The 15880-nt window shown below is 38.9% G+C and carries 13 protein-coding genes; 6 read left to right on the forward strand and 7 right to left on the reverse strand.

Features of this window, described 5'->3' with window-relative positions; genetic code table 11:
* Positions 1-128: 128 nt before the first annotated feature.
* Positions 129-1889, forward strand: coding sequence for a type IA DNA topoisomerase (locus H9631_RS18615; protein WP_225221151.1), 1761 nt, complete (start codon positions 129-131; stop codon positions 1887-1889).
* Between the two features lie 172 nt (positions 1890-2061).
* On the opposite strand, the gene H9631_RS18620 is transcribed toward H9631_RS18615, so the two are convergent.
* The 4 genes from H9631_RS18620 to H9631_RS18635 form a co-directional block, all read right to left on the reverse strand.
* Entirely contained in the window at positions 2062-3963 is a 1902-nt protein-coding gene (locus tag H9631_RS18620; protein ID WP_191815492.1) for an ABC transporter permease, read from the reverse strand.
* Positions 3938-4702 carry an ABC transporter ATP-binding protein gene (locus tag H9631_RS18625; RefSeq protein WP_318246836.1) on the reverse strand — a complete coding sequence of 255 codons (765 nt, stop codon included), beginning with the start codon at positions 4700-4702 and terminating at the stop codon, positions 3938-3940. Before H9631_RS18625 ends, H9631_RS18620 begins: the two co-directional genes overlap by 26 nt.
* 109 nt (positions 4703-4811) lie before the next feature.
* Positions 4812-5786: a sensor histidine kinase gene (locus H9631_RS18630; RefSeq protein WP_191815495.1), complete on the reverse strand. Its 975-nt coding sequence runs from the start codon at positions 5784-5786 to the stop codon at positions 4812-4814.
* Positions 5783-6484, reverse strand: a complete 702-nt coding sequence (locus tag H9631_RS18635) for a response regulator transcription factor (protein WP_191815497.1) — start codon at positions 6482-6484, stop codon at positions 5783-5785. Before H9631_RS18635 ends, H9631_RS18630 begins: the two co-directional genes overlap by 4 nt.
* A 257-nt stretch (positions 6485-6741) precedes the next feature.
* Here H9631_RS18635 and H9631_RS18640 point away from each other — a divergent pair, with 257 nt between their 5' ends.
* From H9631_RS18640 to H9631_RS18650, 3 genes are all read left to right on the forward strand, one after another.
* The gene (locus tag H9631_RS18640) at positions 6742-7005 is read left to right on the forward strand and encodes a hypothetical protein (protein WP_191815499.1); all 264 of its coding nucleotides are present in this window, start codon (positions 6742-6744) and stop codon (positions 7003-7005) included.
* Between the two features lie 236 nt (positions 7006-7241).
* Positions 7242-8312 carry a YHYH domain-containing protein gene (locus tag H9631_RS18645; RefSeq protein ID WP_191815501.1) on the forward strand — a complete coding sequence of 357 codons (1071 nt, stop codon included), beginning with the start codon at positions 7242-7244 and terminating at the stop codon, positions 8310-8312.
* A gap of 926 nt (positions 8313-9238) precedes the next feature.
* On the forward strand, positions 9239-10126 hold the full coding sequence (locus H9631_RS18650) for a DUF6612 family protein (protein WP_191815503.1): 888 nt from the start codon (positions 9239-9241) through the stop codon (positions 10124-10126).
* 378 nt (positions 10127-10504) lie between these two features.
* Here H9631_RS18650 and H9631_RS18655 read toward each other — a convergent pair whose 3' ends face one another.
* The 3 genes from H9631_RS18655 to H9631_RS18665 form a co-directional block, all read right to left on the reverse strand.
* Positions 10505-11494, reverse strand: coding sequence for a S8 family peptidase (locus H9631_RS18655; protein ID WP_191815505.1), 990 nt, complete (start codon positions 11492-11494; stop codon positions 10505-10507).
* A 130-nt stretch (positions 11495-11624) separates the two neighbouring features.
* Positions 11625-11858, reverse strand: coding sequence for a hypothetical protein (locus H9631_RS18660; RefSeq protein ID WP_160706662.1), 234 nt, complete (start codon positions 11856-11858; stop codon positions 11625-11627).
* A 473-nt stretch (positions 11859-12331) separates the two neighbouring features.
* Positions 12332-13498: an MFS transporter gene (locus H9631_RS18665; RefSeq protein WP_191815507.1), complete on the reverse strand. Its 1167-nt coding sequence runs from the start codon at positions 13496-13498 to the stop codon at positions 12332-12334.
* 553 nt (positions 13499-14051) lie between these two features.
* Here H9631_RS18665 and H9631_RS18670 point away from each other — a divergent pair.
* Positions 14052-14507, forward strand: coding sequence for a MarR family winged helix-turn-helix transcriptional regulator (locus H9631_RS18670; protein WP_191815509.1), 456 nt, complete (start codon positions 14052-14054; stop codon positions 14505-14507).
* 10 nt (positions 14508-14517) lie between these two features.
* The gene (gene racE, locus H9631_RS18675) at positions 14518-15336 is read left to right on the forward strand and encodes a glutamate racemase (protein ID WP_191815511.1); all 819 of its coding nucleotides are present in this window, start codon (positions 14518-14520) and stop codon (positions 15334-15336) included.
* The last annotated feature ends 544 nt before the right edge of the window (positions 15337-15880 follow it).

Genomic DNA, 15880 nt, shown 5'->3' on the forward strand with positions numbered 1-15880 from the left:
AAAAAAATGTGTAACAAAATAATTTTTTAAAACATTGAGGAAATGTTTAAATGGCAGGCTTTCATCGCTAATACACATTTCCTCAACTTGTTATAAGTGAAGGTGAAAATATTGCAAGAAGTATAATCTTGTTGGCAGGTGCATGGAATAAGCCAACCAAAAGATTATGGATCAATTCTTTGGAAGTGGAAGAGATTCAAAGGGGCTTCCAAAATTTAAAAGTAGGACATGATTATATTTCGCTGTACCACGAAGCACAGACGAGACAATTTAGTGACTGGCTTGTCGGCATGAACGCTTCACGATTGTATACGTTGTTGCTCCAGCAAAAGGGAGTTCGGGGACCTTTTAGTGTTGGGCGAGTTCAGACACCAACACTATATTTGATCTATAAACGCCACCAAGAGATTGAAAATTTTAAGTCGGAGCCTTTCTATGAATGGATAGGAGATACAACGGTAAAAAATGGGCAATTTGTAGCAAAGCATAAAGAAAAATTCAAATCGAAAGAAGAAGCACAAGCTGTAATAGATAAGCATAATGTTGTCCCAGGGGAAAATAAGGGAGTCATTGATCGGGTTCAAAAAGCGCTGAAGAAAACAAAATCTCCCCGGCTACACTCACTTTCAACTTTACAGGCGAAAGCCAATAAGTTTTGGAAATACAGCCCTTCTGAAACTTTGAAAACTGCACAAGCGTTGTACGAGAAAAAACTAATCAGCTACCCTAGGACGGACACTCATTTTATAACAGAAAATGAATTTAATTATTTGAAAAATCATCTTTCCGACTATCAAACCTGTGCAGGAGTGACTTTAGAAATGGCTTATGCTTACCCTCAGAAGCGGTTTGTCGATGGGAAGAAAGTTCAGGAGCACTATGCGATCATTCCTACAAGGAAAACAACGAACTTAAGTGCATTGTCAGTAAAGGAGCGGAATATTTATCGAGAAGTGCTTTTAACCACCCTTGCGATGTTTGCTCCAGATTATGAATACGAAGAAACGAAAGTATCGGTAGATGTTAATAAGATGATCTTTGAAAAAACAGGAAAAGTTGAGCTGAAAAAAGGTTGGAAAGTGTTGTTTGGCAAGGAAGAACCCAAAATGGATTCAAAAAAAGAAGAAGATGCAGCTCTTCCCCAAATGAAAGAAGGGGAAAGCTGCATGGTAAATGTGAAATTGAAAGAGGGAATGACTCAACCGCCGAAACCTTTTACAGAAGGGCATTTGATTCAGGTAATGAAAAATGCTGGAAAAGATGTCGAAGACGAGGAAGCAAAGGAGATGTTAAATAAAACTGAAGGGATTGGAACTGAAGCGACTCGCGCAGCCATCATCGAAACATTGAAGCATCAAAAATATATTGAAGTGAAAAAGAACATTGTGCATATTACATATAAAGGAGAGAACCTCTGCCAAGCAGTGGAAGGTACATTACTGTCCAGCCCGGAGATGACCGGAAAGTGGGAGCAATATTTATATAAAATTGGTCAAAGTGAAGGAACCCAAGAAGTCTTTATCAAGCAAATCGAAAAATTTATTCAATCCTTATTAGAAAGTGCTCCAAGTAGTGTCAGTCAATTAGATGTTCAGGTCAAGGATAACATTCAGAGTTCGTTCATCGGAACATGTCCCGTGTGTAGGAGCGGGAGGGTTCAAGATAAAGGGAAATTCTATGGGTGTGCTGACTATCAAAACGGATGTACATTCACCTTGCCTAAGACTTTTTGTGGAAAAAAACTAAGCGAAACGATGATCCGAAAATTATTAAATAGTGGAAAAACTGGACTGTTGAAAGGATTCAAAAGCAAGAAGGGAAAGTCTTTTGAAGCTTATTTGCAAATTGAAAATGGGAAACTGACATTTGAATTTCCTGGAAGGAAGTAAGTTTGATCAAAATGGCTAGACATACGCCGTTTCCCCTTTGTAATATTCAAAAAAATTCCCATAAACTAGCGCTATTAAGGAGAGTCATTTTCATGGAAGGGTTTTTAAACCTTTTGGCGGAAAACAATCTAGTGACGCATTTCTATAATAGAAAATGCGTCACTCTTTCAGCTTAAGTAGAACCTTTAATTTTACGAATATAGTTGAAGCGAATAAAGAGAAAATAAACGATTTGGATTGCAGTAAAGCTGCCTAACACCAAGGCTGTAGTCTTGAACAAGTTAAAATGGAACATATGTTGTAAAGCGGTAAGGGCAACTGCACCGTGGATGATTGCAACTGCAATTGGAACAAAGAACAATAAAGCCAATTGGATGGTCAGGATTTTGGAAAGCTCTTTGCTTGTTAAGCCAAGCTTATTAATCGCAGAAAATTTCCTTTTCTCATCTTCCAAATCTGCATAGAGCCGGAAGTATAAAAAGCTTCCAGAAGCAACAAAGAAGACTGCTCCAATAAATAATCCAACAAATAAGGTCCCTCCGGATGCTTGATTGAAACTGTCCCAATCATAAGCCAGTGAGAAGAAGCTGAAATGATCATCATATCCTCCAGTATTTTCTAGGCCCAGTGCTTTTGAAAGTGTTTTCCCAATTCCCACTGTACTTTTCCAATCCTTCACGTAAAAACCGTAATATGATCGAGTTGAAGAAAAATCTTTGATCTCATTATAAAGCTCATCATTAACAATAAGATAGTCCTCAGATGTTCGAGTCAAATTCATCGGTTGGATTCCGATTTGTTGTACTGTATGTCCGGCAATCTGATGACTTTCGTTTTTCTGCATATCGGGTATTTCCATAAGGGGATTGTGAAAATAAAGCATCATAGCTTCATTGCGCTTAAGTGATACTTGCTTATCCAATTGTCTGGCTACTTTAACTAAGCGGTTATATTCAGATTGTGAAACAATTCCCCGTTTTACAGAATTCTCTCCATCGGGGTTTCCCATAGTAACATGCTTAATGGTTATGCTCGCCTTTTCATATTTCGTCGAATCTAATTCTTTTTCGATCAACTGAATATGCTGTTTTTCTTGTTGATTGCCTTGATCTGACACATATTCAAAGGCAAATGGCCGATCCTCAGTCAATGAAGTCGTAAGCATGTAACGAAAGCCAACGAGTGAGCCAATTGCTGAAAAAGCTACTGTTGATACGATAGACACAAAGAAAAAGGCGCGGGCATTATCCTTCATTCTGTAGGCTAGATCAGATAAGAGCAGAAGATTTGTTTTTTTCCAAAATAGATTCTTACGTTTTTTCATACGATTAATCGTAAAGACACTGAACTGAGTAAAAAGAAAGTATGTTCCAATAATCACAACAATGGTAACTGGAATCATGGCTTTCACAATAAACTTATCAGGTAGGGAGAGGGCAACAACATAAGCGATCACCAACAAAAATACTGCCAAGAATGAAAGTGTAATCGATTCCCTTGGTTCCTTTTTCGGTGCAGAGCTACCTTTAATTAAATCAATAAGCTTATTTCCTTTAAGAATGGTGACAGTGAAAAAGGAAATGATTACAAATAGCATTAAAAATGCACTAAATGTTAAGAGCAATGCTTGCCACGGAAAGTAAAAGGGGAGGGTATGATCCAATTTTAATATCCTCTCTGCGGCCATTAATATTAATTTGGCAAAAACAAGACCAATTCCCATCCCTGAGATCGTTGCGAAAAATCCGATTATAACATTTTCCAGAAAGACCATCCGGCGCAATTGATTATTCGTCATTCCCAGCATGACCATTAGACCAAACTCTTTTTTTCGTGAATGCAAAAAAGCACTCATTGATATCAATACGAAGATGAAAGAAAAAACATAAATAATCCCTTCGGCAAAATGTAAGCCAATTGCTACGCTCGTATTAACTTTTGTCAATTCTGGGTGGAAAGAAAAGATAGCGTAGACAAAAAACACCAGAACAGCAAATAAACTGCTTAAAAAATAGGCGGCATAGATCCGTTTATTTCGGAAAACATTATTAAACGCGAATTGACGAAAGGTCACTTGCATTCCCTCCCAACAGCGACAGCACATCGATAATTTTTTGGAAGAAAGCCTGGCGATTATCCCCGCGATGGATTTCATTAAACAATTTCCCATCTTTAATAAAGACAACCCGTTCGGTATAACTTGCTGCAATTGGGTCATGAGTGACCATCATCATTGTCGTACCGTCCTCCTTATTAATCTGTTCCATCATCTCCATGGCTGATTTTGATGATTTAGAATCGAGATTCCCCGTTGGTTCATCAGCCAATACCATTTTGGGTTGGTGAATAATCGCACGAGCAATGGCTGTTCTTTGTGCTTGTCCGCCGGAAATTTCATACGTTCGCTTTTTCAAAATTGATGTAATGTCTAATTTGTCCGCAACATCCTTGATTTTTTGATCTATTTCTTTTACACTCTTCCCGTCTAAGGTCAAGGGGAGAACAATATTTTCCTCAACGGTAAGGGTTGGAAGTAAATTGAAATCTTGAAATATGAAACCTAATTCTTGGCGACGAAATAAGGCTAGTTCGTTATGCTTCATCCTCAAAGGGTCCTTGCCATTGATGATGAGCGAACCTGATGTCGGGAGGTCAATCGTGGCAACCATATTCAGTAAGGTTGATTTCCCACTCCCGGACGGTCCCATGATCCCAACAAATTCACCTTTATCAATTGTTAAATTAATATCAGATAATGCTTGGTAAGCAATCTTTCCATTGTAAATCTTACTTAAATTTTTAATTTTTAACATTTCCATAAGAAAAAACCCCTTTCGCATCTACAACTATTGTAGAAGAAGCGGGGCTTTCTTAACATCGTTTCAGCTTTCATAACTCTTACATTTTTGTAAGCTTTCATTATTATATTTGAAAGATTAGCTTGACGGTCGTCCCTTCCTCTTGAAGGGATTCAAGTTTGATTCCGTGCCCCATCTTTTCACATACTTCTTTAGCCAAATATAGCCCCATCCCGGTTGATTCACGATACAATCTGCCATTCTCTCCTGTGAAAAATGGATTGAAAACGCGCTTTACATCTGTTTTCGGGATTCCGATTCCAAAATCTTGGACAATTAGTTCAACTTGAGTTGATCGTTTCGTTTCGGCGATGATGATTTTACGTGATTTTCCAGCAGAATATTTTACAGCATTAGTAATAAGTTGATTGAGAATAAAAATAAGCCACTTTTCATCTGACTCGACAACCGTTGATTGGACATCTATCTCAGGATATACTTCGTTTTTTATAAACAAGCGCTTGTTCTCACGAATAGCTTGCTCTGTTATTTTTTTTAATGAGACCGATTGAACTTGGAAATCATGTTCGAATGTCTCCAGTCTTGCTGCATAAAGAACCAATTCTAAACCCTTTTCTAGTTTATCTGTTTCACTTCTGATGCTCATCATGTATTCCTCATCGCTTTCCTGAGCGATTAACGCTATGACAGATAGAGGCGTTTTCATTTGATGAACCCATTGATTAATGAAGGTTAGATGGTTCTTGCGGCGCTTTTCTTGGTGAGTACGTTCATTAAGATGAAGAGTATACTGCGATTTTAACAACTTTGAAAATGCTTCTGCCAGAGGAGCTGAGTGGAATGTCTCAAACGCTTCGTCCAAATGCCTCATCGGCTGAGCAAGCCTTTTATAAAAGCTTTTGTGTGTGATATAGCGGTAAATTAAATAAATGGTAAGGAAAAAGACACCTAGAAAAAGCGAATACAAAACCAGTGGAACAGAGCGATAGCCATCTAGCCAAAAAACCAGAATAATAACGGTTGTTTGTAAGCAATTGATAATGATTAATGGTAAGTGTTCTCGAAAAAATAGACTCATGTAAGATTCTCCCAATTGGGTATAAGTCGATATCCAGCGCCTCGGACTGTTTCAATTGCATCCTCCATACCAAGTTCTAGCAGCTTTTTGCGGACCCTTGTTATATTTACGTTTAATGTATTTTCGTCGACAAAAGATTGGTCATCCCAGAGTTTTTCAAGGATTGTTTCTCGAGTAGCGACTCTTGGGGAGCGTTTCATTAATACTTCCAGTAAGATAGCCTCTTTTTTCGTCAACGAAACGACTTCAGTACCCTTATGTAATTCCATCCGTTCCGAGTAAAGAACAAGTCCATTTTGTTGAACAGTTCTTTCTTCTGTTTTTGGAGCATACTCTCCATAAGCTCTGCGTAAACTGCTGCGAATTTTGGCCAGTACAACTTCGTAGTCAAACGGTTTTGTAATGAAGTCATCACCGCCATTTTCCAAGGCCATCACTTGATCCATTTTCCCAGATCGAGCAGAAACAAATAGAATGGGGCATGTGGATATCGTCCGAATTTGGCGGCACCAATAAAACCCGTCATAATTTGGTAGATTGATATCCAACAAAACGAGATCTGGTTTTTCTTTCTTAAAATGGTCGATGATGTGATCAAACTCCACCGCAAGTATTACCTTAAAGCCATATTTTTCAATGTGACCATGCAATAGCGAAGCAATTTTTGGGTCATCTTCTACAATCATAATTTTAACCATGTCGCATCTCTCTCCTTATATGTAAAGAGGGCGAACTATTCGCCTGTTAGAGTTATAGATTATCTTTTTATACTAGGATATATGAAAGAGGGCTCCTTTGCCAGCCCACATTGTACGTGAATCCTACTTCAGAATGAAACTAGGAATCCTGTTAAGTGAACACGAATAATACTTGCTAGAGGGAGAAAATGAAAAAGCAACAAATAAGCCTAATGACAGAGTCCCTGCATATTACTATTTTTTAGGGAGGAGTTTTCATGTTCTTTATTATTTTGTTTGCAGTGTTGATTTCAACACTTTTGGGAATAATACATTATCTTCGTAAACGTAAAGTATTTGCTGCAGTGCCATTTTTCATCATGTTTTTAGGCTTCGGTACTATTTTGGTCAGTATTTTTTTTCCGGGGGGTTTTGAAGGAATGGCGATAGGTTTTTTGGGATTCACTATTGGTATATTAGGTCTAATTTGGTTGATAGTATATATGATTGTAAAAAAATTCACTGCTCAACGTTCAGGTTAATAATAGAAGGGGATGACTGAGGAATCTATCTGAATCGAGATTTTGACTTTTTACTGCTAAGAGATGGAGATTATTGTATTTTGCGTTGTCTAAGTTGGAGGATTTTACAAGAAAATTGAATTATGAAAGAAAAAAAGAGCTTAAAATTGAATTTTGTCGTCTTTTGACGAATGATTTCAACAGGTAAAATATCCCTTTTGTCGAATTATTACGCATGAAAGGGGAGAAAAGAAAAAATGGGCAGAAAGATTTATTTGGGATTATTGAGCTTAGTCATTTTCTTATTCACTATCCCAAGCTATACAAGTGCTCATCCAGGAAGAACAGATTCAAATGGGGGACATACTTGTAGAACGAATTGTGAAAAATGGGGGTTGGAGTATGGAGAATATCACTATCATAATGGTGGTAACTCCAGTGGGAGCTCTAGTGGAAATGGAAGTGGAAACTCAACAAATACGGGGCCTTCAGAACCAGCTCAAGCTCCTGAGGTAAATAATCAAGCATTAGAGGAACAAAGAAAGCAAGAGGAGTTAGCGCGGCAGAGAGCGGAAGAAGAAAGGAAAAAAGCCGAGGAAGAAGCGAGAAAAAGAGCTGAAGAAGCAGAGAAAAAAAGACAGAAAGCCATAAAAGAGCGTAAGCTGGGAGAAGAAGAAGGAGCCGAAAAAGCCGAAGAGGATTTTGATACATCTGAAAAAAACGATCCGGATAAGCATTTAGATGGTAAATCCTCAGATTATGCTGAAGGCTTTAAGAAGAGCTATGCCGCGTCTTGGAAAGAAAAAAAGGAACAGAAAAAATATTTTCAAAAAGGGTATGAACAGGGGTTAGATCAAGAAAAAATCGATTTGGATGACATTCCTAAAAAAAGGCATGGAATCTTTGAAGATGGTTTTAAAGCAGGCAATGAAAAACGAGAAAAAGAAATAGAAAAGCAGTATAAGCTGGGAAAGAAACATGGGCTGAAAAAGCAGGACCCAAAACCAGGAAACAAGGATAAAGAAGCCTTCATTGAGGCATATAAAAAGGGGTATAAATTAGGAATAAAAGAAACAATAACCAAGGAAGGAAAAAAATCTGCGAAGACTAATTACAGTGTCAAGATCCCTAAAGATTATAAGAAAAACAAGGATTATTCGAAATGGTATGAGCAAGGGTTTGACTCTAATAAAAAGGCAGCAGAGGTCAGGAAAGCTGGCTTTAAGAAAGGACAAAAGTTTTTCTCGACAAGCTGGGTACCTAAAAAGTATAAAGAATATAAAACTCTATATAAAGAGGCCTATCGACAAGGAAAATCGGCCAAGTAAATATTTTGGCATCTCTCTGGGGAGATGCTTTTTTCATGAGTTATAGAAAATGCTATTTAAGGAAGCTTTATCTTTGTCCAGCTACGCCATACAAGACGTACAAGTGCAAGCGAAACGGCAGGAAGTCGCGTTCTGGTCTAGCCCCTCGGGGTCACAAGCCGAATGCACAAGGCACTTTCTCTTTTGTGTTAAAAGTACTGTTTCCAACAGATCAATTTAGTCAGGGAATTTTTCTTAGTTTGCATACCAATAAGCAGGCGCTTGTGCTAGATATTCACTTTCTTAGGTCATTAGGAGGATTTATTTTTTTATTAATAACCTTTAAGCTTAGAAAGTATTGCGTTTTTGGCTTGAAGTGGGTTGTTTCATGGGTGATGATGCTGGTAATCCTTTCACTCGTTTTATCATTGAGGGGATCTACCATTCTTTTATTAACAGTAAAAGAGGAATTTGAAGGTATATGCTGGTGATTATTATTCGTATTCTTACTATAACCTATATGAACTCTGTTTTATTGTGAACCGGCAGTCATTATCTCTAATGGAGGAATTATTGATCAGACCAGTTATATTGCAGCGGCCTTGTCATATGGAATGGAATTGAAGTGCTGGATTTGATCAGCTTTTCTAGTTGGATTTTATCTTTGCATTCTTTATAATTGACCGCGAATAGACTCATTATTCGGTTATGAATTGTAAGTCAATATAGCGGTTGAAAATCTGGTCTGTTCCAGTGATGAGTTGATTAATCTTATTAATCAACGTTGGAAAAACGCCATGACGACTGAAAGTTAGGTGAAAAGGACTGATTGTTTTATAGTTCATAAGAATCATTTTTTGATTCTATGAAACTATATGACCTTTAATCCGTACATAATAACAAGCATCTAGACGCTTTACAAAATTTTTAGGGAGCTGAATTTTTTAATGAAGAAAACAATGTCAATCATTTTCGGTGCGATGCTAATGCTGATGCTCGCAGCGTGTAGCCAAACGGCTGATCCAGTGGACAAAAAGGGTGAATCAAAGCAAGGAACATCGACAGAAAAAGCGAGTAAGGATAAAGAAAACGAACTTACACTGGAAGATGTATTTAAGAAATCAGAGGCTGCCAATAAGGACGTAAAGAGCTTCAATGCCAAAATCGATATGAAACAAACAGTTGAAGCGGCTGGCCAAAAACAAGATATCAATTCTGATATTGATATGTCGTTTGTGACTGAGCCAATGGCAATGCACCAAAAAATGACAATGTCGCTTGATGGACAAAAGCAGGAAATTGATTCTTATTTAACTAAGGATGGCTTCTATATGTATGAGCCGACTCAAAAAATGTGGATGAAGCTTCCAGAAGAGTTTTCTGGTCAAATCTTGCAAATGTCTGAAGGCCAGTCAAATCCTTCTGGACAGTTAGAACAATTAAAAGCTTTTGTTAATGAGTTTGACTTTAAGCAAGATGACAAGAATTATATTTTGACATTGAAAGCAGATGGAGATAAATTCGATAAGTTTTTAAAGGATAGTGTTCAAGACGCTTTGCCTTCTGAATTGCAGGCAGAGGGACTTATGAACGGCATGAAATTCAATAAGGTTGATTATGAGGTCTTTATCGATAAAGAAACTTTCTATTTAAATGCGTTGAACATGGTCATGGAGATGTCTACAGAAGTGGAAGACCAAAAGATGAATATGCAAATGGATATGAAATCCACATACAGCGACTATAATGCTGTGAAAGATAAAGATGTTGAAGTTCCGAAAGAAGCATTGGAAAATGCGCAGGAAGTTGACATGAATCAAGCAGGCGGACAGTAATACTTGTGTAGTTTAAATAATGAAACGGGATGCTCAGAGCATCCTGTTTCATTATTTTTTTGTTGTTAAAATGCCTCAGGAGTAAATATCATATTGATCCTTAATGCTCAGTCCAGCTCCAGCGCCTTTCAATTAGCGAAACTCGGTTCACCTTCGATAAGTCAACATCGGTTCCAACGAACAGGACGTCACAGTTTGAGCTTGCCAGCGGCAGGGGAGGTCCCTTCGATCAATCCAATGAAGTCAAAGAACGACTTCACTGGATTGCCCTCTGCTGGACGGAATGTCCTAGTGTCGCGCCAGCGCTTGTCACCCCTAAACGGCGTCCTCGACATTTCAGCTCAGTCTGTACGTGTTTCGCTTTTCTTGGTAAACTAGTCAAATTTTCAAAGACACACCACCAGCACAGGCTTTTAAAATCGTAGCTGCAAACTCCTGATCAAACACCTTAGCTAGATGCTCTGGAACAGTCAGATAGAGAATGCCATTTCCTTCTAGCTTCGGAGAAAAGCCGAGTGGGATGGTTCTTTTGATTAATTGAGCATAGAGCTCAGGTTCAGAAAGTTGTCTCTCAAAGTATTGATTCGCCATAACTTTTACAAGAGCCAGCGCTCCAGTAACATGAGGAGTCGCCATAGATGTACCACTTAAAGTGGCATATTTCCCATCTAAATATGTTGATAGAATTTCTTCCCCAGGTGCCACTAAGTCAACCTCATTGTGAGAGCTGGTGAAATCAGAAGAACGACGGTCAAAATTGACAGCTCCAACGCAAATGACTTCATTATATCTCCCTGGGTACGCGAATTCATCAGTTATTTCGTTGCCATCTCCCTCATTCCCAGCGGCACAGACTACTAGTATATTTTCAGAAACTGCTTGTTTGATCACACGATAAAGTTCTGGGTTGTTATCAGGTCCACCGAGAGACATGGAAATAATATCTACATTTTGTTCAATCGCATACTTGATACCGTTGATGATCCAATCATGTTGACCTACACCATGCCTATTAAGAACTTTTACAACGAGTAAACTTGCTTCTGGAGCTACGCCGACTACCCCAATGTTGTTTTCAGTTGCTGCAATAGTCCCCGATACATGCGTACCGTGACCATTATAATCTTGAAAGATTTCAGGGTTGCCTTGATCATCGTCCGTAAAATTTCTGCCTCCTATAATCCGATCTTTTAAATCTAGGTGGTTGATATCACAGCCAGTATCTACAACTGCGATTTTAATTCCTTTCCCCTTAGTGTCTTTCCAGATTTTTGGAGCCTGAATCAATTCAATTCCTTTTGGCACTTCATTTACTTCATTTAACTTCTGTACAACCCTAAATGGAATTCCTCGAACAAATTGTCTCATTTCTTTTCATCCTCCTTATTAAAATTGTAATTTTCCGTCTATTATCGAGGGAATTTGTCACTTTTTGGTTTCTAAAAATGAAAAAGCCGTTTTCACACGGCGATGCTTAAGAGACGTTGTTTTCGAGTGACTACGGATACTTTTTCTTTTTTTTCATTCTTTGTATCTCTATTTGAATATATATGACCCAAACAACAATCAACACTTGGATCCAATAGGCCAACATCACTTGTAAGAACTTGGTTAAAGCTTGTCCTGTTTTTAAAAGCACATCTGGAAAGATTAGCCCGAAAATGGTAGCAGTTACTCCGACCCATGGCAGCCACCAGCTATTCACATTTGCCCATTCTTTGAACCTTTTCAACAGATTTCCCTCCTTTCTCTGTATGTAAATGAATGAGCAACTTTTAAAACCAATTTTTCATGAAATGCAAAAAATTCCCAGAGGAGACGGGTTTTAAAAACAGGGCTGATTAATAAAACATTAATGAAACCATGTAGATAGAATAATATTTTATTTTGCTGGCTAGATATAGCAAAATAATTAACTTTATAGACAAGGTTGAGAAAAATCATTGTGAATATCATGGAGGAAGGTCATTAAAGCGGGTAAACCGCTTTCAATTGATGGAGTGCAGGCAGCCATTCAACAACTTTACCATATGTTTTGTGAGGGGCAATTAAATTTATTAATGTAGGTCACATAGTTGAGGTTAGTTATTAGTTACCCGCTGAAATGGAAATTAAACTATAAAATGGAAAAAACAGGACTTTATATCCAGTTTTATAAAGAAAACAAACCTGAACTGGTCAGGCTTGTTTTAAAAATAGTTCAGACTACGAGATAGGCTGCATTTTATTTGATCTTGCTTTATAAAGTTGATAAATCAAAAATGTAAAGACTGAGATGATCAATCCTGATATGTATGGGAATCCGATAGAAATGGAAAACAACCAACCACCTAGTGGTGGCCCGACAATCCTTCCCAAAGAGTCAAATGATGAAAGCAATCCGGTAGTGCTCCCATGGCCTGCGGTAGAGGTCTTTGTCAGTAAGGCAGAAACACTTGGACGAATTACTCCATTTCCAATTCCGAATATTGTTAGGTAGATGGCAGCCGTCGTAAAGCTATTTACTAGCAGGATTAGTCCGAATCCAATGGCTGAAACCACGATCCCAGTCTGGATGACTGCTCCCTCTCCATACTTTTTCGTCATTCTTCCAACCAACCCACCTTGAACAATAGCTCCAGCCAATCCCATGATCATAAACAGGTAGCCTAACTGAACCGTATCCAGCCCAGCTTTTTTCGCCGCAAAATAGGCAAACGTCGCTTCAAGTCCAGCCAAAGAAAGGGATGTGAATAATTGTAAGACATACAGAACGGTAATCGGTCCGCGCAATGCTTTGCGCAACGGTGTTTTTTTCGCTATCTGTCCTCTTTCCTCTGGTGGCAAAGATTCTTTTAAAAGCAGCAGAACAAAAACGAATGTTAGGAGGCTGGAAAAACCAGATAAATAAAATGGCATATTTAAGCTTGTTTTGGAAAAGACTCCTCCGATAGCAGGCCCCAAGATGAAGCCCAGACCAATTGATGCACCAATGATGCCCATTCCTTTTCCACGATCTTCCTCTGATGTGATGTCAGCTACATATGCCATAACCGTTGGCATGTTGGCGGATGAAAGGAAACCTCCGACAATTCTAGCTACAAACAGCATCCATAGTGAGGAGGAAAGTGCCATCATGAAGAATGATATGGCCAATCCGAATATACCGATCATCATGACTGGTTTCCGTCCAATTCGGTCGGAAACTCTGCCCCACATAGGTGCGAAAAGTAATTGCATTAATGAATACACGGCCATTAACAAGCCAAGCTCTGCAGGGGATGCTCCCATATCTTCTGCATAAAACGGCAGGACAGGAATGATAATTCCAAATCCAACCATCACAAAGAACATGACAGCAAATAGTATAGGTAACGCTTTTTTCGTGTCCAAACCAAGTCCACTCCAGTCTCAATGAATCTCCGATGAAAGGGCCCGAATGAACGGTTGCCCAAATTCCTTTTCACTCCATATTAACATCGAATCAATGATGGGTGTTAGCATAAGACCTTTTGGCACATTCATGTTTATAATTCAGTTATTTCATATTGGTAACGGATTATATAGAAAAATCATAAATAAAGTAACAGTATATAAAAGCATCGCCGCTAATGCAGATTTCTGTCATTCTGACCTTAACTTCGAGTTAAAGGATATTCTATTGCGAGAAGCATTCATCTCATCCGGAAATGGAGTTGGCCGGTGCACAGTGGTCGTCTGCTCTGAATGGCTAGTAACAAGCTTTCAACCAAGTTAGGGAATCACAGTTCGCGAAAACCTGTCGCTTAGCCTGCACAGGTACTTTTTTGTATGTGGATAAAATTTCTGTTCGATTTTATGCTTTCCTATAAGCGAGTATAAGTGGGAATTCGCCAATGCCCTCTTGTTTTTTTGACTAAAAAAGGTGACAATGCATATAAAAGGGTACAGGGAGTTGCGCTAAATCATGAATGATGGATCAGGTTTCCGGCATAATGAAAAATTAATTGCAGAACTTGAAAAAGACTTGAGATACATATCTGTTATCTTGAAGCAAAAAGGGCGAGAATTACTGGCAGACTATGCCATCACGCCTCCACAATTCATCGGGCTTCAATGGCTTTTTGAAGAAGGAGACATGACAATTGGGGAATTATCCACTAAAATGTTTTTAGCATGTAGTACAACGACAGATTTGATTGATAGAATGGAGAAAAAAGAACTGGTTGAACGGGTAAAAGACCCGAAAGACCGGCGTGTCGTTCGCATACACTTATTAAAAAAGGGCGAAATTATCATCAATGAAGTGATTAAAAAAAGACAAGAATACCTACAAGATGTCTTCGGAGATTTTTCGGAACAAGATGCCATGGCTCTAAAAGACAGCTTGGCTAAATTACATCAAGAAATGAAAAAAGAATGAGGCGTTTGTATTGAAAGAAGCTATAGGAGTAATGGATTCGGGCATCGGAGGGCTGACAGTTGCAAAGGAAATCATGCGCCAGCTCCCTAATGAAACTATTTATTATCTCGGTGATACAGCCCGTTGCCCCTACGGTCCTCGACCCGAAGAAGAAATAAAAGAATTTACTTGGCAAATGACTTCCTTTTTAAGGGAATTTAACATTAAAATGTTAGTGATCGCCTGTAATACGGCGACAGCTGCAGTATTGGACGAAATTCGCGCACAACTCTCCATACCGGTCATCGGAGTCATTTCACCGGGAGCTCGAGCAGCTCTAAAAGTAACCGAAAACAGCAAAGTAGGAGTGCTTGGTACCGCGGGAACTGTCAGAAGTGAGGCTTATGTAAAAGAACTGACCCTCATCAATCATGAAGTGGAAGTAACACAGCTCGTCTGCCCAAAGTTTGTCCCACTTGTTGAAAGCTTCCAGTACCATAGCGAGATTGCCAGAAAAGTAGTCAAGGAAGCATTGATGCCAATCAAAGATAGCGGCATCGACACGCTGATTCTTGGTTGCACTCATTATCCTTTGCTCGGTCCCCTGATTGAGCAGGAAATGGGGCCACAGGTTAAGGTCATCAGTTCAGGTGAGGAAACAGCGAGAGAAGTAAGTACCATTTTACACTATCAAAATATGAGAAATACAGATATGGAACCACCCAATCACAAATTCTTTACAACGGGTTCGATAGAAATCTTTAAAAAAATATCATTGGATTGGCTCAAAAGCACAGAGATGCAGATCCATTCCGCCAAGCTTGGCAAATATTTGACGCAGCCGAGCTGACCGTAAGCAGCCGTGGGAAAACCGCGGCGCTTTTTGTTTTTAGGCTCGTAGGGGATGAAGTGCCGTACTGGTGTAATTGTGCGAAAAACAAGGTAATTGTGCGAAAATAGCAATAATCGAGCGAAAATCGGGATTATCGTGCGAACTCCGAAATTATCGAGCGAAAAAGGAAAATATCGTGCGAACTTCGAAAACATTAAGTGGGGATCGAGAAAATGTTTCGAACCTAGTAAGGCCGATCGAAAAATGGTAAGGCATATGCTTTTCGAAAAGATCGTGAAAAATGGATAATCATACGATCTTTGGAATGGTGTACGTGTGGATCGTTCGAATTGCGCAGTAATTGTGCGAAAAACAAGGTAATTGTGCGAAAATAGCAATAATCGAGCGGAAATCGGGATAATCGTGCGAACTCCAAAATTATCGAGCGAAAAAGGAAAATATCGTGCGAACTTCGAAAACATTATGTGGGGATCGAGAAAATGTTTCGAACCTAGTAAGGCCGATCGAAAAATGGTAAGGCATATGCTTTTCGAAAAGATCG

The sequence above is a fragment of the Bacillus norwichensis genome (assembly GCF_014836955.1).
In the GTDB taxonomy this organism is placed as follows: Bacteria; Bacillota; Bacilli; order Bacillales; family Bacillaceae_C; genus Siminovitchia; species Siminovitchia norwichensis.

What these genes read in the sequence shown, in the direction of transcription:
- H9631_RS18625 (WP_318246836.1), bottom strand. Translation starts at nt 4,702, where the DNA reads ATGTTAAAAATTAAAAATTTAAGTAAGATTTACAATGGAAAGATTGCT.
- H9631_RS18630 (WP_191815495.1), bottom strand. Translation starts at nt 5,786, where the DNA reads ATGAGTCTATTTTTTCGAGAACACTTACCATTAATCATTATCAATTGC.
- H9631_RS18635 (WP_191815497.1), bottom strand. Translation starts at nt 6,484, where the DNA reads ATGGTTAAAATTATGATTGTAGAAGATGACCCAAAAATTGCTTCGCTA.
- H9631_RS18640 (WP_191815499.1), top strand. Translation starts at nt 6,742, where the DNA reads ATGTTCTTTATTATTTTGTTTGCAGTGTTGATTTCAACACTTTTGGGA.
- H9631_RS18645 (WP_191815501.1), top strand. Translation starts at nt 7,242, where the DNA reads ATGGGCAGAAAGATTTATTTGGGATTATTGAGCTTAGTCATTTTCTTA.
- H9631_RS18650 (WP_191815503.1), top strand. Translation starts at nt 9,239, where the DNA reads ATGAAGAAAACAATGTCAATCATTTTCGGTGCGATGCTAATGCTGATG.
- H9631_RS18655 (WP_191815505.1), bottom strand. Translation starts at nt 11,494, where the DNA reads ATGAGACAATTTGTTCGAGGAATTCCATTTAGGGTTGTACAGAAGTTA.
- H9631_RS18670 (WP_191815509.1), top strand. Translation starts at nt 14,052, where the DNA reads ATGAATGATGGATCAGGTTTCCGGCATAATGAAAAATTAATTGCAGAA.